This window comes from Tenacibaculum sp. 190130A14a (assembly GCF_964048965.1).
GTDB lineage: Bacteria > Bacteroidota > Bacteroidia > Flavobacteriales > Flavobacteriaceae > Polaribacter > Polaribacter polynesiense.
Window position 1 is genome coordinate 1,425,018 of sequence record NZ_OZ040189.1, and the last position, 22,727, is coordinate 1,447,744.

Genomic DNA, 22,727 nt, shown 5'->3' on the forward strand with positions numbered 1-22,727 from the left:
AGTAAGTAGTTTTTAGTAATTTAGAAAAAGGTTCTTTGTAAAAGTTACGCAAAGGATTTAGTAAATAAAAAGAAATACTTTTTATTCCTTTTCTTTGGCAACAATAATAGTAGCTTTAGCTCCTGTAGCTAAGTTCCATTCATTTGATGAAATTAAGAATCCAGCATCGTTGTAAATTTTAAAAGCGGCTGTGTTAGGGCCAGAACTTCCTTGGTTTAAAGCAACTATTTGTATCGTGTTAATTCCTTCATCTAAAGGAATGTTAAACGACTGAAAATTTTGCTTTAACGTTATGTTTACTACCACAGGAACATCATTTACATAAATAGTTACACGATCTCCGTCTGGATATTGAAAATCTCTACAAATTATATTAACACTTTTTGATTTAGTACTAAAACTTCCCAAGTCTTGATCAATAACAGGATATTGATATTGACCATTGATTTTTTTAAAAGCCTTCAAATAACGTTCTTCAGCTATTTTAGCTTTGGTAAGTATTCCTTTATTTTCTAAATCTCTTTCAGCTTGTTGCTTACGTTGTTCTTTTTGCTGTTTGTTATGAGCGGTTTTAAAGCCACTATCATTTTTAAAATCTAAACTTTTAGGTTTTTCAACTTCTTTAGCAGGAGTATTAAAAAGGCCAATGGTATTGGTTCCTTTTTCTTTTCCGCCATTGTTGCTACCATCTAATTGAGCAAAAATTGAAGACGATATAAATATGCTAAAAAATAGTAAAAATAAATGTTTCATAGTAAGTCATTCGAAGCAAATATAGTGCCGATTTGTTTTTTTGGTCTAAATAAATAGTTAAAACTTACCAGTTTAAAAATTATTTAATAGGAAAATCAAAATAGGTTTTAGGAAAGGGTTCATTACGAAGTGTAAAATGCCACCATTCATTCGGGTAGGGCCTAAAGCCATGTTTTCTCATAACTTGCTGTAATAAACGTCTGTTATCCTTTTGCTTTTGACTTATGTTTTCAAAGGTAATATGAGATTGTTTTCCAAAAAAATCATAAGGGCTACCCATATCTAATTCCAGACCAGTAGTCCTATCTACGATGGTTAAATCAACAGAGCTTCCCCTAGAATGGCCAGATTTAGAAGCAATATACCCTAATTTAAATAGATGTCTTTTGTTAATTTTGGGATAGTATTGTTTTTTCATTAGAGTATCATTGATAACTCTAGCCCATTTTACAAAATGATTTACAGCAGTTTGAGGTCTATAAGCATCATATATTTTCAAACTGAACCCTTGTTTTAGAAGTTCGTCTTGTACTTTTTTTAGAGCATTAGCTGTTTTAGTTGAAGTAATAAGTACATCTTCTTCATACCCATTAATGGGAACTCCTACAAAATTATTATGATTGCAATAACGTAGTTCTTGCTGAATGGTTGGGGCAATATCTTTTACGTATGAAAAACCTTCGGGAAGGTTTTGCGATTGTACTATAAATGTGCTTAAAATAAGTAAAGAAAGAATCCATTTCATAAAGGTAAAAGTACTGAAATGAATTTAAAGAAAAGGGACAGTTTAAATTATAATCAATTCTTTTCATAAGAAAACCTCACTAGTTATCTATAGTGAGGTTTGTAAATGATATGTTTGGGTTTTTCTTATTTGCTTTTAAGTAAATATTTACTAAAACTTTTTCCGTTTATCTTGGTGTACTTAGAGTCAATATCATAAGCAACTTCCATATTTTTGATGTCAAATTCACCACGAACTTTGGTGTATTTTATATTTAAGTCTTCTTCAAAGCGAACATTGTTAAAAGATACACCGTCATTAAACTCTGTGTATTTAAATACAGCGCTGTCTTTGAAAATAGAGTTTTTGAAACTTACAAATCTCTTAAAGTCAGCATACTTAAATGTTGCAGGTTCTTCAAAAACGGTATTTTGAAAGGTAATGTTTCTTTCAAATTTAGAATATTTGAATGTAGAGTCTTCGTTAAATTTAGTTCCTGAAAAGTCAGCATCTTGTTCAAAATCAGAATACTTAAACATTGCTTTTTGTTCAAATGTACAGTCTTTAAATACAACTTCATCTTCAAAGTTAGCGATAAAGGTATATCCACTTTTTTCATGAGGAATATAAGCTAATACATCATCTTTAAAGGTGCAGTTAACAAAAGATACTTTATTGGTAATTTGCTTTTCTACAGTGTTTGATCCTCCATTATTCCACCATTTACTTCTTTTAGGTAATTTAGGTAAGGCTTCTTCCATATAAGTAAGATCTAAAATACCTTCAATGGTAGCATTTGAGATAGTTACTGCTTTACCGTTTTTAATATCTCTTAAAAGGTCACTTGCATTAATAGTTTTTTGAGAAAAGCAAAACGTTGTTGCTAATAAAAAGCTAAATAGTGTAATTATATTTTTCATGAGTCTGTGTTTTATTGTTTTATACTAATGACATTTTAAAAACTAATATGTGACACTATTAAAAAAAAGAAAACCGTATTTAGATAAATCTAAACACGGTTTTGTGTATGTTTTGTTGAGTAATTCTTAGTTTACTGAATCACTTAAACCAGCTCCTGCTTTAAACTTAACAACGTTTTTAGCAGCGATTTGAATTTCTTTACCAGTTTGTGGGTTTCTACCAGTTCTAGCAGCTCTTTGAGATACAGACCATGTTCCCCATCCAACTAATGCTACTTTACCTCCACCTTTTAAAGTGTTAGTTACATTGTTAGTTAAAGAATCTAATGCAGCCTTAGCAGCAGCTTTAGAAATACCTGCGTCAGCAGCCATTGCATCGATTAAATCTGATTTGTTCATAATTTAAATAGATTTTTAAAAATTAATTAATGTTTCTTGCTTAATAGCTCAACAAATATAGACGGAATGCGGGATTGCGCAAGTTTTGAAGCAAAAAAAAATGTAATTTGTTAATAAATAGGGGTAAAATGTTAATAACCGAACTTGTTTTTAAGTAAAAAAGCCATATCCCTTTAAAATAAGGGCTTACAGCACTTTTGCCTTTTCAGAAAAGCTATATCCATTTAATAAGCTATGAACATCCATTAATTTTTTTCCTGAGAGTTTAATTTGATGTATTTGAAGATATCCGCCTTTAACTGCTACTTTCATTTCCTTTTTAGAAGTAACAAGTGTACCGTTTTCTAATGAATGATTTTCAATTTGTTTAGATACCTTATATAGTTTGGCTGTTATTTCTTCATCATTATTAATAATAGTAGTCCAAGCAGCTGGATAAGGATTTAATCCACGGATATGATTGTAAATATCATTTAAAGACTGGTTCCAATCAATTTTACAATTATGAGGATACAATTTTGGAGCAGATTTTTCTTCTAGTTCAGGTTGTTTGGTAGTAGTTATATTTCCTTGTTTTATCAAATCAACAGTTGCTGCCACTAAATCTGCACCTAAGTACATTAAAGTATCGTGTAATTCACCTACGGTTTCATCTTCTTGTATATCAACTTCTTTTTGTAAGATTATTTCACCAGTATCAATTTTATCGTCAATAAAGAATGTGGTAACTCCAGTTTTAGTTTCACCATTAATAATAGCCCAGTTAATTGGAGCAGCACCTCTATATTCTGGTAAAAGGGAAGCATGTAGGTTAAATGTACCATATGCTGGCATGTCCCAAACAGATTTAGGTAACATTCTAAAGGCTACTACAATCTGTAAGTTAGCATCCCATTCTTTTAATGCTGTCTGGAATTCTTCATTCTTTAAGTTTTTTGGTTGAAGAATAGGCAAGTTTTGAGATGTGGCATATTTTTTAACTGCCGATTCGTTTAGTTTTCTTCCGCGACCAGCTGGTTTGTCGGGAGCAGTAATTACTCCAACAACATTATAGTTGTGTTCAACTAAATGCTTTAGTATAGTAACGGCAAAATCGGGAGTTCCCATAAAAACGATACGAATATCTCTCATTATATTAAGGTGTATTTATTAAAAGAATTTAAAGTTATTTTTTCTTCAGATAGTAATAAACGCAAAAGTATTAAAATGTTTTCTTCTTTTGTATGAAGTAATTCACAGATTTCTCTTGAGCTTAAGGTTATATGCTTTTCTAGAAGAGAAATAATATGCTTTTCTTCGATGTTAGATTTTTTCTCCTTTAAACAAACATCACATTGACCACATTTTAAAGAAGAATTTTCTCCAAAATAATGTAGAAGCTGTTGACTTCTACAAATCGTATCATTTTCAATAAAAAAAAGTAGGTCTTTTGTTTTTTGTTTTTTTTGAGAAAGAAATGTGTTTAAATCTTTAGAAATTCTATTGATAGTTTTGTCATCCTCTCTCGGGAATAGGAAATACAATTGACTATTATTAGTTGCTTTTTTATATATAATTGTCTCGTTTGTAGCTAAACGCTCTAATTCTTCAATAATGGACCAAGAGGTACAATTTAGTTTTTTAGCAATTAAAAATTCATCAATTTTAGTCTCTTGATCAAAAACACCTCCATATAATCTCATTATAACTTGTATAATCTTATTGTTCTTTAATTGATATGGAGCAACCAAAAACTGTACAGTAGATCGCTGGTTAAAAGTGTTTTCTAACTGAATAATGCCATTATTGATTAAAATTTGAAGTACTGTATGTGCTTTGTTTGGAGAGAAGTTGTATTTATTACAGAAAGCCAAGGTGTTAAAATCAAAAGAGCTTTCGATATATTCACCTTTTGCAATTTGAAAATGTTGATATAGTTTTTGATGAACTGTTTTTATGTCCTTTAAAGTAGGAAGGGAAGTCGTTTGTAGCTCTCTAGTTAATTCAATATCACTTTTATTAGTGAGTACAACAGAAAAAGCCTTCTCTCCATTTCTACCACCTCTACCAGCTTCTTGAATATAATTTTCCATAGAGGAAGGTAGGTATAAGTGAACCACAACTTTTACATTGGGCTTGTCAATTCCCATTCCAAAAGCATTGGTAGCAACGATGATAGGAGTTTCTTCTGAAAACCACTGGTTAAAGGCAACTTTTTTTTCAACAGAGGATAGTCCACCGTGATAATAAGTACTTTTAAATCCTTTAGCATTTAAATAAGCGCTAATATCTTTAGTTTTTTTTCTAGAATTGACATAAACAATAGCGGGTGCCTTTGTTTTTGTGAAAATTTGAACTAAACGATACAGTTTATCTTCTGTATAAAAAACTTGATAAGCCAAATTATCTCTATAAAAGGATTGTTTGTATATAGAAGCATTATCTATGCTAAGAACATCAGAAATATCTTTTATAACTTTAGGTGTTGCGGTAGCTGTTAAAGCAATAATAGGGGCTTCTGGGTGAATGTTTTTTAAGGTACGGATGTTACGATAAGATGGTCGGAAGTCATGTCCCCATTCAGAGATACAATGCGCCTCATCTATTGCAATTATTGAAACGTTGAGCTGTTTAATTTTCTCCTGAATGAATTTAGATTGTAGTCTTTCAGGAGAAAGGTATAAAAACTTATAATTACCAAAACGAATATTATCAAAAAGAGTAATTAAATCATTTTGTGAGCTTCCAGAAGGAATAGTACAAGCCTTAACACCTTTATCAGTAAGATTTTGTACTTGATCTTCCATTAAAGCAATTAAAGGAGAAACCACGATGCAAACACCTTCAAAATACAATGCAGGAATTTGGAAACATAAAGATTTTCCTCCTCCTGTTGGTAGTAAAGCAATGGTGTCTTTTTTTTGTAAAACAGCTTTTATTATTTGCTCTTGTACAGGTCTAAAAGAACTATATCCCCAATAATCATTTAATATTTTTAAGGCTTTATCCAACATCGTTTATAACGACTGTAAAATAAAATCACAACGTTCTTTTACAGTTCCAAAAGGAACATTTACAATAGTATATCCAATTTCTTGATAAGCATCTCTTAAAAAAGTATCTATTTTTACGGCTTGTTCAAAGGTTTCGTAACGTTCATTATCTGAAACATAAATCTCTTCCCAAGGCGCTAACATAAACACCTTGTCATATAGGTATTTGCTACTCTTTTCTTTATACATAGAAGGGTACTCAGAACCTAAATAATTCATGTAGGCATGTACATCAGGAATCCCTCTATCGAAAAAAACAATTTCCGAATTACTTTTAACTGCGTCTAAATATTGTTGTTCTCTTCCTTCTAATAACATTTGACTAAATAACAAAGGTTGGGTCAAAAATAATTGATCAATTCCTTCTTTTTGAGCCTTTAAAGTTACTTCCCTAGAAATTTCTGGCATACATTCATATCCTCTTTTGATAAGTTCTCTAAGAATAGAAGACTTACCAGTTCCAGGCCCACCAATTAAAACTACTTTTTGTTGCATTCGGCAAAAATAGAGGTTTCAATTTATATATATAATAAATAGTGTAATTTTGTATTTAGTCTCTATGTATAAATGATATAAAAAGTTGCATAGAAATAAAGAAATTAAATCATATTAAAGAATGACCAAAAGAGAAGAGTTTTATAAGAAATTAAAGGAGAAGTTAGATAATACAACAAAATTTCCATCTAATTACTTATATAAATTTATTGTGCCGGCAGACGGAGATCAGGTAGAACAAGTTAAAGGTTTGTTTGATAAGGGAGGAGCAGTTATCACTACTAAAAAATCTAAAACAGGAAAGTACATTAGTGTATCTATAAATCTTAAGGTTAAGAGTTCAGATGAAGTTATTTCTTATTATAAAGAAGCAGAAGTAATTGAAGGTATAATTTCACTATAAATTAAATATGAAAAAAGGTATTGTATTAATTACTAGTTTAATGTTTTGTGTGGCAGTATTTGCTCAAAAGAGTGAAGTATTGTTAACTGTAAATGATGAACCTGTTTTTGTAGATGAGTTCAGACAAGTTTATGAGAAAAACTTAGATTTAGTAGAAGACGAAGCGTCGAAAAGTATTGATAATTATTTAGAACTTTATATCAATTACAAATTAAAGGTAAAAGAAGCTTACGATCTTAAATTAGATACAATATCCAGTTATAGGAAAGAATTGGAAGGGTATAAAAAGCAATTGTTGACCCCTTATTTGCAAGACAAGTCATTTATTGATCGATTAATAAAGGAAGCTTATGAAAGATCAAAATTTGATGTAAAGGCGAGCCATATTTTAATTAGAGTTCCGAAACATATTTTACCTCAAGATACCTTAAGCTATTATAACAGAATAGTAGAAGCTCGTAAAAGAATAGTAAATGGAGCAGGTTTTGAAGCTGTGGCAAAAGAAGTTTCAGAAGATCCATCTGTTGTTGCAAATGCTGGAGATTTAGGATATTTTAATGTTTTTAAAATGGTATATCCTTTTGAAGATGCTAGTTATACAACCAAAGTGAGAGGGCTTTCTAAACCTTTTAGAACTAAGTTTGGGTATCACATTGTAAAGGTTTTTGATAAAAGACCATCCAAAGGAGCTTTTGAAGTAGCACATATCCTGCTAAGAGATAAAGTAAAATTAGATTCAATTTATAAAATAATAAAAGAAGGAAAAGCGAGTTTTGAAGATGTAGCTAAAGAAATTTCAGAAGATAAAGTAAGTGCTCAAAATGGGGGTAAACTCAAAAAGTTTGGTACGGGTGATATGGTAGAGAACTTTGAGCAAACTGTTCTGAGTTTGAAAGAGGAAAATGAAATTTCTAAACCATTTAAAACTGAATTTGGATGGCATATTGTAAAATTACTGAAAAGGTATCCTGTAGCATCTTTTGAAGAGGTAAAACCGAGTATAGAAAAGAAAGTACGTAATTCGAGTAGAATTAAGCTTTCAGATAAAGCAATGTTAGATCGTTTGAAAGCTGAATATACAATTAAGGTTTATGAAAAAGCTTTGCAACCTTTTGACCATAAAGTAATAGATGTTGAAGCAGATAATAATTTGTCAAAAATATTGTTAGTTATAAATGACAAGAAAATTCAGCAAATAGAGTTTTATAAATTCATCAAAAACAAGAGAAACCATTTTGATAAAAAATCATTTAATGATTTTAAAGACTTTGAGGTTCTGAACTATTTTAAAGATAATTTGATTCAAACAAATAAAGATTTTAGAAATATCTATTTAGAATATAAAGAGGGATTATTACTTTTTGAATTAATGCAGCGTAAAATATGGAATGAATCAACGAGTAATAAAGCTGGATTAGAAAAGTTTTATGAAGAGAATAAAACAAAGTATAATAAAGAGTTATCAGAAATAAGAGGAATTGTAATAAGTGATTATCAAAAAGCTATTGAAGATAAGTGGATAAAGGAATTGAGAAATAACAACATTGTAAAAGTTAAAAAAAGAGCGCTTAAGAAATTAAAAAAATCATATAAAAAGACCTAGTGAGACATTATATTTTAATCATATTATGCATTGTAATTACAAGTTGTGATTTAATCTCTATCAAGAAAGAAAAGGTTAGAGATGAACGACCTATAGCAACGGTTAATGAAACCAACTTATACAAAAGAGATATTATAACCATGATTCCTAAAAACTTATCAAAACAAGATAGTGTTGTTTTGGTAAAGAGTTTAATTAATTCATGGGCAAAACAACAATTGTTTTTAAAAAAAGCACAAGAGAATATTTCTTCAGTCAATAGTAAGAAGATTGAAGGGCTTGTAAATGATTATAGAAAGAGTTTATATATCAATGGTTATAAAGAAAGGTTGATTAAACAACGATTAGATACTATTGTTAATGAAGAAGAAATTGAAGAGTATTATAAAAAGAATAAAGAGAATTTTAAGCTAAATGATGAATTGGTGCAATTTGAATTTGTACATTTTGGAACAAATTTTTTAGATAAAAAAGAAACCATTGCTCAGTTTAAATCAGATAAAGAAGAAGATAAAATAGCCTTAGAAGAAAACTCGATAAGTTTTAAATCGTATCGATTAAATGACTCAACATGGGTGTCGATTGATTATTTAAAGCAGAAAATACCGCCATTTAGAGCAGAACCTAAAGAAAAACTGTTAAAAATATCAAAATTCATTCAAAAAGAAGATAGTTTAGGAGTATATTTGGTCGCTGTAAAAAAGATTCTTGGAAAAACAGAAGTGGCTCCTATGGGAGTGGTTATACCAAGAATAAAACAAATTATTTTACATAAAAGGAAAATAGAATTAATTAGAGAGATAGAAAAAACGCTGATAAATGATGCAATTCAAAATAAAAACTTTAAGGAGTATTAATACACTGTTAGCAATTCTTTTTACTGGAATTGTTTTAGCACAAACGGAAACAGGTAAGATTGATGGGGTAGCCGTAGTTGTCGGTAAAAACATTGTATTAGATTCTGATATTGAGAAATTCAAGCAAGAGGTTGAATTACGAAGCGAGGGAAAGGTGACTATTTCTGATTGTGAAATGTTAGAGAGATTAATGCAGCAAAAACTATTAGCACACCATGCAGTTATTGATAGTGTTACTGTTTCAGAATCTGAAATTAGTAACAATGTAAATAGAACTTTAGCATTTTTTAAAAATGAATATGGTTCAGAAGAAAAAGCTATTGCTGCATATGGTTTTAATGATGTAGAGGATTTAAAGAAAGAATTGGCACGTGTTCAAAGAGAAAATCTTTTAATAGAAAAAGAGCAGCAAAAAATTACAGAAAAAATTGATGTAACTCCAGAAGAAGTACGTGTGTACTTTAAAGGATTACAAGATAAAAACGAATTACCAGAGATACCAGCAGAGGTTGAATTACAACAACTGGTTTTAAAAGCGGAACCTACGGAGGAAGCTAATTTAAAAGTGATAGAAAAGCTTAGTAAAATAAAGAAGGAGATTGAGGAAGATGGAGCAAGTTTTAAATTGAAAGCTATCATTAATTCTGAAGATCCTGCTGTAGCTCAGAACAACGGGACCTATGTTATTACTAAAGAAACTGGTTTTGCTAAAGAATTTAAAGAGGTTTCTTTCTCTTTAGACGAAGGGCAAATTTCAGAGCCGTTTAAAACAATGTTTGGGTATCATATTATCCAGTTACATAAAATTAGAGGTAACTCGAGAGAAGTTTCACATATTTTAATGAGACCTGAAATTTCTGATGAAAAATTGAGTAAGACTAAGGAAGAGTTAGAAAAAATAGTGGCAGATATTAAAGAAGGAAAAATCACTTTTGAAGAGGCTGTTAGAAAGTATTCTGAAGATGAAGAAACTAAAAATAGTGGAGGATTGTTAGTGAACCCTTATTCACAAGAACCATCTTTTGAGCTTACAAGAATGCCACCAGATTTGTTTGGTAGAATAAGTGAGTTGAAGAAAAGTGAGATGTCTGATATTTTTTATGATGAAACTAGAGGAGGAGAGAAGATGTATAAAGTATTGTTCTTAAAAGATAAAACAGATACACACAAGGCAGACTTAGTAAAGGATTATGTACGTTTACAACAATTTGCTTTAGCAAAGAAAAAAGAAGAAACAATCGCTAAGTGGTCTAAAGAAAAAATTCAAGAGACGTATATCAAGTTAGGAGACGATTATAAAAAATGTACTTTTGAAAAAGATTGGAAAAAAGAAAATAAATAGTCGTAAATAAATTTACTATATTGTGATTCCCGCTTAGGCGGGAATCTTTATTTAAAAAATTAACATAAACAATTGTTTCAGAATTATGTCAGATGTAACTGCAGTGAATAACCTAGTAGTAAAATATAAAGAGTTACAGAACGAAATAGGAAAAGTAATCATTGGTCAACAAGAAGCAGTAAACTTTACGTTATTGTCTGTTTTTTGTGGAGGGCATTCTTTGTTAGTAGGTGTTCCAGGGTTGGCAAAAACCCTTTTAGTAAACACTATTTCAAATGTTTTAGGACTAAACTTTAAAAGAATTCAGTTTACACCAGATTTAATGCCATCAGATATTCTTGGAAGTGAAATTCTTGACGAAAACCGTAGTTTTAAGTTTATCAAAGGACCTATTTTTTCAAATATTATTTTGGCAGATGAAATTAACCGTACGCCTCCTAAAACACAGGCAGCGTTGTTAGAAGCAATGCAAGAACGTTCGGTTACGGTTGCAGGGCATCATTATCAGTTAGATTTACCATTTTTTGTGTTAGCAACGCAAAATCCAATTGAGCAAGAAGGAACCTACCCTTTACCTGAAGCACAATTAGACCGTTTCATGTTTTCTATTAATTTAGAGTATCCATCTTTTGAAGAAGAAGTTTTGGTTGTTAAAAGCACAACTTCTGATGTTAACCATCAAGCCAAATCATTGTTTAGTGCTAAAGAAATTATCGAGATTCAGAAATTAATACGTAAAATTCCTGTGGCAGATAATGTAATTGAATATGCCGTTGGTTTGGTTGGAAAAACAAGACCTAATTCTGATAAAGCGACAGATTTTATTAAAAAATATATTGATTGGGGAGCAGGGCCAAGAGCTTCTCAGAATTTAATCTTAGCAGCGAAAGCGCATGCAGCTGTGCATGGAAAGTATTCTCCAGATATTGAAGATGTTCAAGCAGTAGCGGTACCGATTTTATCACACAGAGTTGTTAAGAACTATAAAGCTGAGGCAGAGAGTATTACAGTAAAAGAAATTATAACATCATTATTTTAAAATTAAGAGGCTTTAAGCCTCTTAATTTTTATATTATAAATGCATGCTTTTCAGCATTGGTTCTGCAAACAAAGCACTGGCATCTATTTCTTGAACTTCAATAATTGAATTTTTAGTAGAAAAGTTATAGGTAGTTCCAGAGATTACTCCTTGAATTGATAAACTTCCCTTTCCTATGTACTTGAAGGTAGTTTTTTTTGAATTTAAAGATATAGTATCGATTGTATCTTTAATTTTTTTTGATTGATAGTACTCTTTAAGTTTCATTCTTTTTTGACCGCAACACGACATAATTTTAAATATTTATGGATTTGATTTTTCGATGATTTTTTGAAGAATACAAACAGCACCAGAAAGCGAAAACCAAAATAATAAGAAGTTTTCAAAACTATCTGCTTTCCAAATAGCGAATGGAATGGCTGTCCATATACTTAAGCAATAAAAACAATCGAGCAGGTTTCCGAAGAAACCTTGCCCTAATTGCATTCTTAATTTTATGATGATGTCAAATGGACCATCTTCATGACTAAATAGATAAGTAATTCGCCAAATAACAAATACTATTAGTATGAATGATAAGATATCCATAGATTAAGATGTTTTACGTTCTATATAAAAACTATAATGTCTCTTATATCTTGAGGTTTCAAGTCCAGAATTATATCCGTTGGTTACTCTCTTAGCAGCAGTTAAGGCTCCAGATATTACAACAAACTGTTCTCCAGGACGCATCCATCCGGCTTCATCGTTAGAAGGTTTTAGTTGAATATTAACAAAGTCATTTGTGCCAAATTTATCTATTGTACCTCTATAGCCTGGACAAATAGGGTCTGTATTAGAAGGGTTATTCCCTGAGTCAATCTCACCAGTTTTATCACCTGTAATTACAGATGGACTTAGTACATTTACTTTAATATTAGGAGCTGGACATTTAGACATACTTAGTTTATAGTTGTCTACAAAACCATATGGATCATTGGCTTTTATTGAGATGTTTAATGGAATTTTCATTTGACTATTTGTTAATCGGAAAAGCCCACAAGGAACTTTTTCAACATCTCCTGCAAAACTTACTGAGCCAATGCCAAACCCAAGAGGTTTGTTATGAATAAATAAAGCAACCATATCTCGAGCAGCAGGAATTTGGTTTCCGTTTACATCATATCCTTCAATAAGAAAATAAACAGTTCCTGGCGTGTCTTGATCGTATATATTTGTGTTTAAACGAATGTATCTGTCTAATCGAGAAAATTCCCAATCTATTCGATTACCACTCGCATCTCCTAAAAAAACTTCTGTTTGAATACATTTGTATGCAGGAACCGCTATGGCACTGCCACCATCTACTTTTAGCATGGTAGAAAAAGGTCCTACCAAATCACCATGATAATTAGGTAAAGATCTTTTAGAAAATTGAGGATGCCTGTAAACTTGCTTTACAAATTGCCAAGGATTACCAGGTTTTCGATAACGAATAGTATAATGCCTTATGATAGGGTCGTCTTCTGCTCGTTCGGCATTGTACATACATCCGTGAAAATCTACAGTACCTGCCCATGAGGCACAGTCAATGGAGAATCCTGCTTGACTATTTTTTACGGTGATTTTTCCATCTGCATGTAAATGATTACTATAACCTTCCCTTTTTAAGATGGCAGGATTGGTTTGTGCCAAAGTATTTTGATTTCCTCCAATAAAAACATTTCCTAAACTACCTACTAAGTTTCCATTGAAACATAAAGGACCTGTAGTTTCTATTTTGCTTTTAGGCAAACATAAATTAATACGCTGTAAATTATTTACATTAAATCTCGGTGCAGTTTCAAAAACAGTTTTAGAAGGATTGAAACTGTCTTGAATTTTTACAATAATATCCGGTTTTAATTGAGTAGTACTAGTTTCACCTGGAGCGCTATCTTGGAAAATATCTTTTAGTTTGTCCCAAAACCCATGTTTGAACTTAAAAAGATAGTTACCATGCATGTCAGTAATGGCATCACCTAGTTTTTTACGATGTCCATTGCCCGTATAACTACCACCAGCTAATTCACTTGTAGTTCGATCATATTCTTCAAAACTTAATGTTAGATTAGCTCCAACTTCAGTTTCACATCTAAATCTAGAAAAATCGATACTTTTTGCCAACTCTAAACGATCTTTGATGTCTATTACTTGTAAGTTGTTTGAAATGTTTGCTTTTAAAGCACTACTTTCTAACATGAAGTTTGAACTTAATAAATCAGGGTTATCAACTGATTTTTTAGTTTTGGTGATTTCAGTTTTTTGAGATATTCTTTTGTAAATATTAATCTCTTGTGCTGGCATTTGAACTTCATCAACCACATTAATCATAATCGGTTTAAAATCTGGTACGGGATCTGGTTGCGGTAATGGAGGAATTGGAGGAAAAGGTGGATTGATAATATCTCCTGGAATTCTTTCAGGATAGTATTTCTCAATAATCTCTCTTAAACGATCAATTTTAAGCGCTTCTATTAGTTGTTCGTAGGTGTCAATAACAAACCATTTTCTGAAGCATGGATTAATTAAACAAAGACCACTATATAATGTTACGTTACCATAAATCATATAATCATTAATGAGTGCGGCACTTTTACATTCTAAAATTAAATCATTAAAATCTTTGTCTCCTCCAGAATCATTTGATTCTATGTTGAAAACATAATCATTTCCTATTTTTCTTGGGAATTTTAGACGAGTATCTGAAAGCATAAATCCACTTCCTGGGTTGTGCTCAATTGAAATACTCCATTGGTCTCCAGTCACTATTATTGGTGACATGTTGGTAGTTGCGTCGTAGGTGCCATTCCCCGATGATGCACCACTTACTATAAAACGTTGGGGATAAGAGGCCTGTTTGGCTTTAATGCCAATAGACCAGTTTCCTTGCATTGAAACAATCATAACTTAGTTTGGTTAAAAGGTTAATAATTGTGCAAATTTAAGTTCCTGGCAACGTTTTTTAACAGTGTAAAATACTGATTGTCAACGCTTTTATTCCTTGTTTAAGTAGTGTGTTTTTCCTTGTGAAAAAAGGGGGTAACTGGGTAGGGTATTGATAATTATGAAAAAAAACGAGGACTATGTCCTCGTTTGTAATTGGTTAACCAAAAGGGTTGTCAATGGATAGCATTGGTTCTGTAAACCATTTAGGGCCATCTTCAGTCATATAAATATGGTCTTCATGTCGTATTCCAAAAGCATCTGGTACGCATATCATTGGTTCGTTACTAAAGCACATACCGGGTTGTAAAATAGTATGGTCATTTCTTACAATGTAAGGCCATTCATGAATGTCTAGTCCAATTCCATGTCCTGTACGATGAGGTAAGCCTGGTAATTTATAATCCGGACCTAAATGATAGTTTTCCAAAGTTACTCTTGAAGCATTATCTATATCGGCACAAGTCTTTCCTAGTTGTGCAGCATTAAAGGCGGCTAACTGAGTTTCTTTTTCAATATTCCATATGGCGCGTTGTTCTTTAGTAGGAGTTCCAAAAACATAAGTTCTTGTAATGTCTGAGATATAATCATAAAGCATACAACCAGTATCTACTAACACAACTTCGTTATCACCTAAAATTTTAGGAGTTTTAACACCATGAGGAAAAGAGGAATCTACTCCAAAAAGTACAATACAAAAATAAGATCCTGAAGGAATGCCATAGCGTTTATGAGCTTCATTTATAAAAGAAGTTACTTCTTGAGTACTAATACCTACATACAATATTTTTGCAACTGCTTTTTGAACCGCAAGCGTAATATCCATGGCACGTTGAATGATATTAATTTCATTTTTAGATTTAATCATTCTACAGGTTGCAGTAATCGATTTAGCGTCTTCAAATTGATATTGAGTGCCTAGTTTAATAATACCGTTAGAAACAAAAAAAGGCGTAGCTTCATCAATTAATATCGTGCCATTTTTAATGTTTTTCTCATGGAGTAGTTCTAAAAACAGAGTATACGGACTTTCATGTTCCTCCCAGCAACGTACTTTTCCATTTACGAGCATGAAATCAAGAATGGTTCCTTCTTCAAATTTTGGAGCTATGTATTCAAGACTTCCATCGGCATACAATATAGCACCTACCATTCGTTCGCTTGAGTTCCAGCGAGTGCCTGTAAAATAATACAAGTTAGTGCCAGCATGTAAATACATAGCTTTTGCCTTTTGTTGATTGAGTAAAACCGTAGCTTTCTCTATTCGTTTTAAGAATTCTTCCTTTTGTATAGGTTGAATATCATTTACCCAAGGGGTGATCTTTGCTAATTCTTCTTCTATAGTCGAACCTCCAATACCTATCATTTTTTATCTTTTAATTATTATATAATTTATGAATTGTTGTTTCTTCACCTAACCAAGTTTGTAATTTATCATAAATTTTATCTTGATCCTCTTTAGAGAAATGTTTGATTCGAGTAGAGTGATCTGCTTTTTCAAGAACCATTTTTAAAGCATCTACTCCTGACTTTGGAGTTGGGGCACAAGCTCCCCAAGGATCATATGCACCATAAATGTAAATGATTTTGTTTCCTTTGTTTTCGGCAAAGTCTCTCACTTTAGCAATATAGTTTGGATTATAAGTAAGATCAACATCTTTAGGTGCAAAACGTTTGTTTGAAGTACTTTTAACAACTTTTAAAAGATCTTTTACTGGAGTAAAGTCAAACCCATAATATCCTAACTCTGTTAAATGTTGGTAAAATGAAGGTAGGTAAGTATGATATCCATTATCACTGTAAAAACCAATTCCTACATCTTTATGAAATTTTCGTACAATCTCTTTTATAGAAGCATTTGTAGGGGGTAATTGTTCACAAGCACCACCACCCCATTGCCAAAAAGAAAATGGGAACTCTAATACGGTATATTCTAAAGCTTCTTCATGTGGTACTTCAGTAAAATTTAATTTGTTTTCAGTAGCTATTTTTTTGAATTCTTCTATAGCTTCTTTACGGTTTTCTAGAACTCTTCGTTGTAGGGCTATAATATGATCTCTGCATTCTTTTGTTCCAACAGTGTTAATATGATCGGTGGTACGTTGGTCTTCTGTTCCATTGATTAATGGAGCTACATATGGTATGGCAACATCTACATCATTGGGGTATTTTGATTTGTAAATAAGTGTAGTTTCTCCTCCTTTACTAATTCCCGAAGAAATCCACTTACCATTATAAATAGATTTTAGCTTTGTAACAATTCTATGATAGTCTTCAATAGCATTGTCGTTTGTTAGGTGCTTCCAAGGAATTGAATCTGGTCTTGATTTTCCATACATTCGATATTCTACAATTACTTGGTTTCCTCTGAATATATTACTTAACTCAGTAGTTCTGTTGTAAGAGCTATATCCGTCTGTTATAAAAACCGTAGGTTTTTTAGAATCACTATGAGAAATATACATGTGATGTTTAAAGGTACCTTCTGCTGGATTTTTAGGGTTTAAATATTGATTTAGAACAACTTTATAGGCTTTGGTAAAATGATCTTTCGTTGCTATAGAGTCAATCTTAGCTGTTGGAAATAAAGCTTGTATTTGATCTTTCAAGCTTTTAGCTGTAGTTTCCTTTTTTTCTGGTTTACAAGAAACAATACTCAAGGAAATACAAAGTAGTAGGAATATGCTTTGTAAATGTTTCATTGGATAAATATTAATACAAGTAAAAGTACTGGTAAGTATATATTTGTAGTAATATAATATTAACAACTGTAGGTATTATATTATTCTTTACTAGGGTAATATTGAATATATAAACAAGTAATTTTTTATTTTTAATTTATGAATGAAATTATTCAAATTCCTAGTGAATTTATTGAAGAAAATACGAGCTTTTTAGAATTAATAAATGAGCTTCGCACTGTATTCTCGGAAAACACAACCATAGTTCCGATGCGACATCATCATGATTTTCCAAACCCTAAGGTAGATGCAGATTCTACGTTGTTATTAATGCCTGCTTGGACTCCAAGTAAAACGGCTGGTGTGAAAATTGTTACTGTAAGTCCAGAAAATACTCAATTTAATTTACCTTCTATTAATGGTAGTTATTTGTATTTAGATGCTGTAAAAGGAACCATTAAAGCTATTTTGGAGGCTAAGAGTTTAACAGCGAAAAGAACAGCGGCAGCATCAGCTTTGGCTTCTTCGTTTTTGTCAAGAAAAGATGCGAGTAGTTTGTTAATGATAGGAACAGGTGCATTGTCTACGAATTTAATCAAAGCCCATGCAGCTGTAAGACCTATTAAAGAAGTATTTGTTTGGGGGCGTAATTTTGACAAGGCTCAAAAAATATCTGAATCGCTCAAAGAAGAATCATTTGTAACTATTCCTATAAAAAATATTGAAGATAAAATTTCAGAAGTTGATATCATTTCGAGTGCTACATTATCAAAAGTTCCTTTAATCTTAGGAGAATATTTAAAAGATGGACAACATATTGATTTGGTCGGTGCATATAAAAAAGACATGAGAGAAGCGGATGATGTAGTTATTGAAAGAGGAGTAGTTTTTGTTGATACTTATCAAGGAGGATTAAAAGAAGCTGGAGATATAGTGATTCCACTAAGGACAGGTGTACTCAAAGAAGAAGAAGTGCAAGCTGATTTATTTGAATTGTGTGCAAGTAAAAAAGAAGGAAGAAAATCAATAGAAGAAATAACCGTATTTAAGTCTGTCGGACACGCTCTAGAAGACTTGGCAGCAGCAAATTACTATTATAAAAAGTATACAGATGAGTAAAGTATATCAGAACATTTTAAATCAAACAAATTTTGAAGTTCCTACCGATTGGCTAAAGGTAAAGACAATTGATATGCATACAGGAGGAGAACCGTTAAGAGTAATCGTAGATGGATTTCCTGAGTTAAAAGGAAATAACGTATTAGAGTATCGTAGGTATTGTAAAGAGAACTATGATTATTTAAGAACAGCCTTGATGTTTGAGCCAAGAGGTCATGCTGATATGTATGGTTGTATTCTAGTGCCTGCAAATGATGATGATGGAGATTTTGGTATTCTTTTTTTACATAATGAAGGATATTCTACTATGTGCGGACATGCTATTATTGCGATTTCTACCTTGGCGGTAGAGATGAATTGGATTGATGTCAAAGAAGGAAACAATGTGTTGAAAATTGATGCTCCTTGTGGAAGAATTGTTTCTTATGCAAATGTTGAAAAAGGTAAAGTAACAGGTGTGCGATTTCATTGTGTACCAAGTTTTGTTGTCGGTTTGGATAGAGTAGTAGAGGTAGAAGGAATAGGGGAAGTTACGTATGATTTAGCTTATGGAGGTGCATTTTATGCGTATGTAGATATTGCTAAGAACAATTTTGATTTCGATTTAACTCCAACATCTTATAGACAGTTAATTACAAAAGGAATGGATATAAAACATGCAGTTATGAATACAGATAACGAAATAGAACATCCATTTGAAGAAGATTTGAGTTTCCTATACGGAACGATTTTTATAGATAATACAGCACAGGTATCTGGTGTTGATAGTAGAAATGTATGCATTTTTGCAGAAGGAGAAGTTGATAGATGTCCGACAGGTTCTGGTGTATCAGGAAGAATGGCCATTCATAAAGCTAGAAAGGAAATAGATTATGGAGAAACCATGTCTATAGAAAGTATTACTGGTTCTGTTTTTAAAGGATCTGTGGTGAATGAAGAAGATTTTGGATCTTTTAAGGCAGTAATTCCACAAGTAGAAGGAACGGCTTATATAACAGGAATTCAAAATTTTGTTATAGATCCTAATGATCCTATGAAAGATGGATTTATTTTAAGATAAAAAAAGGAAGCTATCAAGCTTCCTTTTTTTGTTTATATGTATTACGCTATGTTTTAAAAATTTTGTTTAGTTTTAAGACAAAAATTGAAATATTCCCTGTGTTGTGAATATCTAATTTATACAGATAAAATTAAATAAAGATTTGAAAAAGAGTTTGAACTGTAAGGTTTTGTTATTAGTACTTGTTTTTATTATTGGTTGTGCTGAGGAAAAAACAGATGTAAATTTATTAGAAAAAGATAAAAAGAACCTAGTAGAAAGCCTTGATTCTTATAAGGTGTCAGCCTATAAATTTGGTAAAATATTGCTTAGGTCTTCCATAGAAAAGGATACCATTTCTAAGGAATTTAAATCATTTAAAGGAGATCTTGATAGAATTTTTAATAAAGCGGTAAAATATGACGTAAAGAATCCAGAAGGATTGTCTTTGTTAGATTATGTTTCTATTTATCGAGATTATAAGAGAATGGAAGATTTTATCATGGAGACAGATGAAGATATTTTTCCAACATTAACTGATGTGTTTAATAAAACCTATGGTGATTCGATTAGTAGCCAACAAGAGTATTTAAAGGGAGGTGAGAAGATATATGTTCAAAATATAGAACATGCAGTATTAAGTGCAATCGTGCTGTTAAGTAAAAACTTGGGTAAAGAAGTTTCACTCTATGAATGTTCACAAACACAACCAGAATTGCTTCCAAATTCAGAGATAAAAACATTGTTACAATATTTTAGAGGTTTTTTGTTTTATGAAAAAGGATTATACTATTTGTCTGAAAGTGAGATTTCAAGAAATATTGACTGGCTGAACAATAATAAAGATGTTGATTTACCTTTTACTAGAGGAGTTTTTCAATGGGGAAGTCTTTCGAATGAACAAACACATATAGGTTTTCATTCCTTGAATCATTTGTTTAGAGGATTTGATAGATTAATGATGAAAAGAGAAATAGATGAGAAAAGGGCGTTAGAGGATTTTGAGGTTTTCTTAAAAGATGTAAATAAAATAGGATTAGATAATGAAATTGTATGGTCTATTGAAACCTATTTGTTCTTAAAAAAGGAAAAGAATGAAAAGGCTATAGCAGCGTTAAGGAAGTTAAAAACAAGTGCTTTACTTTCTGAAAGTGACAAAGAAAAAATTGAGGAATCTATTGAATATTTAAAAAACAGAGAACCTGGAAAGGTGTTGAACATTGCGTATGATAAAGTTTTCTTAGGAAAAATAGCCTCTAAGTATATATATGGTATTCTTTCGAAAATTGATTGGCAAAAAGTAATGAAAGAGCATAATATATCTCATACGGAAGAAATTTTTAAAACCGTAGAGAATTTAAAAGACTTTATGGAGAATATAGAAAAATATACGAGCGTTGAGCGTCTAAAAGATACCAGTGAAAAAATAAAAAATAAAGGAAAAAGTCTTTTAAATAAAGTAAATAAGCTAACGGAACAATAGTGTTCGTAATAGTTGAAACAAAGGTTACACTACACTATCTATAAACAAATACCATTCAAAACTATAATTATGAATGGTATTTGTTTTTATAAAGCTTTACATTTTTGAGCTAGCCATTGTTTTTCATCTTCATTTAGCAAGGGAGACAGTTTGTCTAGAACTGTTTGATGATATTCGTTCAACCATCTTTTTTCATCAATAGTTAATGTTTCAATAGCTAATAATTCAGTGTCAATATAACAAAGTGTCAAAGGCTCAAATCCTAAAAAAGTTCCGAACTCAGTTTGATTAACTTCTTTTGAAACGACAATATTTTCGGTTCTAATTCCAAATTCATTAGTTACATAGCAACCTGGTTCAATCGTGGTCAATTGATTAGCAAGATGAGGAGTGGTACCACGAGCAGTTGTAGCTCCTGTAGCAAAGCCTTGTGCAGGTTCATGAACCATTCCAAAACAGCCAATTCCATGACCAGTACCATGTGGATAGTTTAATCCATTTTTCCATAGGTGTACACGAGCAAAAGCATCAATTTGCGCTCCAGTAGTGCCTAATGGAAATTGTAACTGTTCTAGTTCGATATAGCCTTTTAAAACACCAGTATAAGCTGTCTTTATTTTTTCAGAAGGAGTGCCTCCTAACCAAATGGTTCTTGTAATATCGGTAGTTCCATCTTTATATTGTGCTCCGCTGTCTACTAAAAGAATTCCTTCATTTTTTACCATGGCAGACCCCTCTTCAGGAGCAGTATAATGAATGATGGCTCCATTACCCTGATATCCTACAATAGCGGCAAATGATTCGCCTGTATAATACTCTTGTTGTTGTCTGAAACTATCTAGTTTTCTACCAATTTCATATTCTGAAATAGCACGTTTTTCAAGTTCTTTTTCTAACCATATAAAGAACTTTGTGAGTGCTACTCCGTCTTTAAGCATACAATTTTTAGTTCCTAATATTTCTACTTCGTTTTTAATGGCTTTTAGTTCTTTAACTAAAGAGTTTTTATAAATAAGTTGACCATTAATCCCATTGAAGCATGCATAGTTTAAACTAGAAGCATCCGTGAGAACCACTTTATTTTGAGTAATTTCTGGAAGTAATGTTGCTATGGTGTCATAATCTTTGATCGTAATGTTTAGTTTTTCAAAAATGGTTATCGCATTTTGTGAAAAACGATTGGTATTACAAAATAAGATAGTGTTGGTTTTTCCTACAAAAGCATATGCGGTTACTAAAGGTGTAAAATCAACATCTCTAGAACGAATATTGAATAACCAAGCAACTTCATCTAAAGAAGAGAATAGATAGTAATCAGCATTTTGCTTTTCAATCTCTTCTTGAACTTTTGTCAATTTAGAAGCAGTTGTTTCTCCAGAAAATTCTAAAGGATGAATGTCTACAGTAAAATTTGGGAGACTAGGTCGGTCGGTCCAAATTTCTTTGGCAAAATGAGGTTCGTTTTGCAATGCAATGTGTTTCTCCTTTGTATGACTCAATATATAATCAATTTGAGCTTTTGAAAATTGACGATAGTCTACACCAATTACTGATTTTTCTTCAAGTAAATCACATAACCAAGCAACATGTTCAGGAGCGTGAGGTATAGATTGTTTACAAAGAGTTACTTCAGAGTTAGCACACTCATCTTCAAATTGTAAAAAATAACGAGAATCTGTCCACAGACCTGCTATTTTTTGAGTAACTACTAAAGTTCCAGCCGATCCTGTAAATCCAGAGAAATATTCTCTTAGTTTCCAATAATCAGCTACGTACTCAGATTGATGTGGGTCAGTAGAGGGTATAATAAAGGCATCTAAATTCTTAGATGCCATATAATTTCTTAACGCTTGTAATTTTTCAGCAATCATTAA

General features: G+C 31.6%; 21 protein-coding genes. 8 read left to right on the top strand and 13 right to left on the bottom strand.

From position 1 onward, the window contains the following. Positions 1-81 precede the first annotated feature (81 nt). The 7 genes from ABNT22_RS06975 to ABNT22_RS07005 all read right to left on the bottom strand — a co-directional run bounded on the left by ABNT22_RS06975 (position 82) and on the right by ABNT22_RS07005 (position 6,323). Positions 82-753, bottom strand: a complete 672-nt coding sequence (locus tag ABNT22_RS06975; RefSeq protein WP_348715236.1) for a hypothetical protein — start codon at positions 751-753, stop codon at positions 82-84. Between the two features lie 79 nt (positions 754-832). Then, positions 833-1,498, bottom strand: a complete 666-nt coding sequence (locus ABNT22_RS06980) for a M15 family metallopeptidase (protein WP_348715237.1) — start codon at positions 1,496-1,498, stop codon at positions 833-835. Between the two features lie 125 nt (positions 1,499-1,623). Beyond that, the gene (locus ABNT22_RS06985; protein WP_348715238.1) at positions 1,624-2,397 is read right to left on the bottom strand and encodes a pentapeptide repeat-containing protein; all 774 of its coding nucleotides are present in this window, start codon (positions 2,395-2,397) and stop codon (positions 1,624-1,626) included. 126 nt (positions 2,398-2,523) lie between these two features. Then, the gene (locus tag ABNT22_RS06990) at positions 2,524-2,796 is read right to left on the bottom strand and encodes an HU family DNA-binding protein (protein WP_299104032.1); all 273 of its coding nucleotides are present in this window, start codon (positions 2,794-2,796) and stop codon (positions 2,524-2,526) included. 186 nt (positions 2,797-2,982) lie between these two features. After that, positions 2,983-3,927 (bottom strand): methionyl-tRNA formyltransferase, encoded by a 945-nt coding sequence (gene fmt / locus ABNT22_RS06995; RefSeq protein ID WP_348715239.1) that lies wholly within the window; start codon positions 3,925-3,927, stop codon positions 2,983-2,985. After that, complete coding sequence (locus tag ABNT22_RS07000) at positions 3,927-5,789, bottom strand: ATP-dependent DNA helicase RecQ (protein ID WP_348727274.1); 1,863 nt, start codon at positions 5,787-5,789, stop codon at positions 3,927-3,929. Before ABNT22_RS07000 ends, fmt begins: the two co-directional genes overlap by 1 nt. Before the next feature lie 3 nt (positions 5,790-5,792). Then, entirely contained in the window at positions 5,793-6,323 is a 531-nt protein-coding gene (locus ABNT22_RS07005; RefSeq protein ID WP_348715241.1) for an ATP-binding protein, read from the bottom strand. A 121-nt stretch (positions 6,324-6,444) separates the two neighbouring features. Between ABNT22_RS07005 and ABNT22_RS07010 the strand changes: the two genes are divergently transcribed. The 5 genes from ABNT22_RS07010 (at position 6,445) to ABNT22_RS07030 (ending at position 11,567) form a co-directional block, all read left to right on the top strand. Continuing rightward, positions 6,445-6,726, top strand: coding sequence for a DUF493 family protein (locus ABNT22_RS07010; protein WP_348715242.1), 282 nt, complete (start codon positions 6,445-6,447; stop codon positions 6,724-6,726). Positions 6,727-6,733: 7 nt separating this feature from the next. Continuing rightward, complete coding sequence (locus ABNT22_RS07015; protein ID WP_348715243.1) at positions 6,734-8,329, top strand: peptidylprolyl isomerase; 1,596 nt, start codon at positions 6,734-6,736, stop codon at positions 8,327-8,329. Then, positions 8,329-9,186 (top strand): hypothetical protein, encoded by an 858-nt coding sequence (locus tag ABNT22_RS07020; protein ID WP_348715244.1) that lies wholly within the window; start codon positions 8,329-8,331, stop codon positions 9,184-9,186. The genes ABNT22_RS07015 and ABNT22_RS07020 overlap by 1 nt, the downstream gene beginning before the upstream one ends. After that, positions 9,149-10,528 carry a peptidylprolyl isomerase gene (locus ABNT22_RS07025; RefSeq protein ID WP_348715245.1) on the top strand — a complete coding sequence of 460 codons (1,380 nt, stop codon included), beginning with the start codon at positions 9,149-9,151 and terminating at the stop codon, positions 10,526-10,528. Before ABNT22_RS07020 ends, ABNT22_RS07025 begins: the two co-directional genes overlap by 38 nt. 85 nt (positions 10,529-10,613) lie before the next feature. After that, positions 10,614-11,567: a MoxR family ATPase gene (locus tag ABNT22_RS07030; protein ID WP_348715246.1), complete on the top strand. Its 954-nt coding sequence runs from the start codon at positions 10,614-10,616 to the stop codon at positions 11,565-11,567. Positions 11,568-11,600: 33 nt separating this feature from the next. Here the strand turns inward: ABNT22_RS07030 and ABNT22_RS07035 are convergent, their stop codons facing one another. From ABNT22_RS07035 to ABNT22_RS07055, 5 genes are all read right to left on the bottom strand, one after another. Further along, positions 11,601-11,834 carry a hypothetical protein gene (locus ABNT22_RS07035; RefSeq protein ID WP_348715247.1) on the bottom strand — a complete coding sequence of 78 codons (234 nt, stop codon included), beginning with the start codon at positions 11,832-11,834 and terminating at the stop codon, positions 11,601-11,603. Between the two features lie 36 nt (positions 11,835-11,870). After that, a complete protein-coding gene (locus ABNT22_RS07040) occupies positions 11,871-12,155 on the bottom strand; it encodes a DUF1360 domain-containing protein (protein ID WP_348715248.1) in 285 nt (94 codons plus the stop codon). Between the two features lie 3 nt (positions 12,156-12,158). Then, positions 12,159-14,492: a hypothetical protein gene (locus ABNT22_RS07045; protein ID WP_348715249.1), complete on the bottom strand. Its 2,334-nt coding sequence runs from the start codon at positions 14,490-14,492 to the stop codon at positions 12,159-12,161. 199 nt (positions 14,493-14,691) lie between these two features. Then, positions 14,692-15,897, bottom strand: a complete 1,206-nt coding sequence (locus ABNT22_RS07050) for a Xaa-Pro peptidase family protein (protein WP_348715250.1) — start codon at positions 15,895-15,897, stop codon at positions 14,692-14,694. A 10-nt stretch (positions 15,898-15,907) separates the two neighbouring features. Beyond that, positions 15,908-17,233, bottom strand: coding sequence for a S28 family serine protease (locus ABNT22_RS07055; protein ID WP_348715251.1), 1,326 nt, complete (start codon positions 17,231-17,233; stop codon positions 15,908-15,910). A 138-nt stretch (positions 17,234-17,371) separates the two neighbouring features. Here ABNT22_RS07055 and ABNT22_RS07060 point away from each other — a divergent pair, with 138 nt between their 5' ends. The 3 genes from ABNT22_RS07060 to ABNT22_RS07070 all read left to right on the top strand — a co-directional run bounded on the left by ABNT22_RS07060 (position 17,372) and on the right by ABNT22_RS07070 (position 20,853). Beyond that, positions 17,372-18,331 (top strand): ornithine cyclodeaminase family protein, encoded by a 960-nt coding sequence (locus ABNT22_RS07060; protein ID WP_348715252.1) that lies wholly within the window; start codon positions 17,372-17,374, stop codon positions 18,329-18,331. Further along, positions 18,324-19,391: a proline racemase family protein gene (locus ABNT22_RS07065; protein WP_348715253.1), complete on the top strand. Its 1,068-nt coding sequence runs from the start codon at positions 18,324-18,326 to the stop codon at positions 19,389-19,391. The genes ABNT22_RS07060 and ABNT22_RS07065 overlap by 8 nt, the downstream gene beginning before the upstream one ends. A 169-nt stretch (positions 19,392-19,560) precedes the next feature. After that, positions 19,561-20,853 (top strand): short-chain dehydrogenase, encoded by a 1,293-nt coding sequence (locus ABNT22_RS07070; RefSeq protein WP_348715254.1) that lies wholly within the window; start codon positions 19,561-19,563, stop codon positions 20,851-20,853. Positions 20,854-20,939: 86 nt separating this feature from the next. Here ABNT22_RS07070 and ABNT22_RS07075 read toward each other — a convergent pair whose 3' ends face one another. Beyond that, a complete protein-coding gene (locus ABNT22_RS07075; protein WP_348715255.1) occupies positions 20,940-22,724 on the bottom strand; it encodes an aminopeptidase P family protein in 1,785 nt (594 codons plus the stop codon). Between the last annotated feature and the right edge of the window lie 3 nt (positions 22,725-22,727).

Excerpts from the sequence above, each read along its gene's own strand:
- ABNT22_RS06975 (WP_348715236.1), bottom strand. The coding sequence starts at position 753 with ATGAAACATTTATTTTTACTATTTTTTAGCATATTTATATCGTCTTCA.
- ABNT22_RS06980 (WP_348715237.1), bottom strand. The coding sequence starts at position 1,498 with ATGAAATGGATTCTTTCTTTACTTATTTTAAGCACATTTATAGTACAA.
- ABNT22_RS06985 (WP_348715238.1), bottom strand. The coding sequence starts at position 2,397 with ATGAAAAATATAATTACACTATTTAGCTTTTTATTAGCAACAACGTTT.
- ABNT22_RS06990 (WP_299104032.1), bottom strand. The coding sequence starts at position 2,796 with ATGAACAAATCAGATTTAATCGATGCAATGGCTGCTGACGCAGGTATT.
- fmt (WP_348715239.1), bottom strand. The coding sequence starts at position 3,927 with ATGAGAGATATTCGTATCGTTTTTATGGGAACTCCCGATTTTGCCGTT.
- ABNT22_RS07000 (WP_348727274.1), bottom strand. The coding sequence starts at position 5,789 with ATGTTGGATAAAGCCTTAAAAATATTAAATGATTATTGGGGATATAGT.
- ABNT22_RS07005 (WP_348715241.1), bottom strand. The coding sequence starts at position 6,323 with ATGCAACAAAAAGTAGTTTTAATTGGTGGGCCTGGAACTGGTAAGTCT.
- ABNT22_RS07010 (WP_348715242.1), top strand. The coding sequence starts at position 6,445 with ATGACCAAAAGAGAAGAGTTTTATAAGAAATTAAAGGAGAAGTTAGAT.
- ABNT22_RS07015 (WP_348715243.1), top strand. The coding sequence starts at position 6,734 with ATGAAAAAAGGTATTGTATTAATTACTAGTTTAATGTTTTGTGTGGCA.
- ABNT22_RS07025 (WP_348715245.1), top strand. The coding sequence starts at position 9,149 with ATGATGCAATTCAAAATAAAAACTTTAAGGAGTATTAATACACTGTTA.
- ABNT22_RS07030 (WP_348715246.1), top strand. The coding sequence starts at position 10,614 with ATGTCAGATGTAACTGCAGTGAATAACCTAGTAGTAAAATATAAAGAG.
- ABNT22_RS07035 (WP_348715247.1), bottom strand. The coding sequence starts at position 11,834 with ATGAAACTTAAAGAGTACTATCAATCAAAAAAAATTAAAGATACAATC.
- ABNT22_RS07040 (WP_348715248.1), bottom strand. The coding sequence starts at position 12,155 with ATGGATATCTTATCATTCATACTAATAGTATTTGTTATTTGGCGAATT.
- ABNT22_RS07045 (WP_348715249.1), bottom strand. The coding sequence starts at position 14,492 with ATGATTGTTTCAATGCAAGGAAACTGGTCTATTGGCATTAAAGCCAAA.
- ABNT22_RS07050 (WP_348715250.1), bottom strand. The coding sequence starts at position 15,897 with ATGATAGGTATTGGAGGTTCGACTATAGAAGAAGAATTAGCAAAGATC.
- ABNT22_RS07055 (WP_348715251.1), bottom strand. The coding sequence starts at position 17,233 with ATGAAACATTTACAAAGCATATTCCTACTACTTTGTATTTCCTTGAGT.
- ABNT22_RS07060 (WP_348715252.1), top strand. The coding sequence starts at position 17,372 with ATGAATGAAATTATTCAAATTCCTAGTGAATTTATTGAAGAAAATACG.
- ABNT22_RS07065 (WP_348715253.1), top strand. The coding sequence starts at position 18,324 with ATGAGTAAAGTATATCAGAACATTTTAAATCAAACAAATTTTGAAGTT.
- ABNT22_RS07075 (WP_348715255.1), bottom strand. The coding sequence starts at position 22,724 with ATGATTGCTGAAAAATTACAAGCGTTAAGAAATTATATGGCATCTAAG.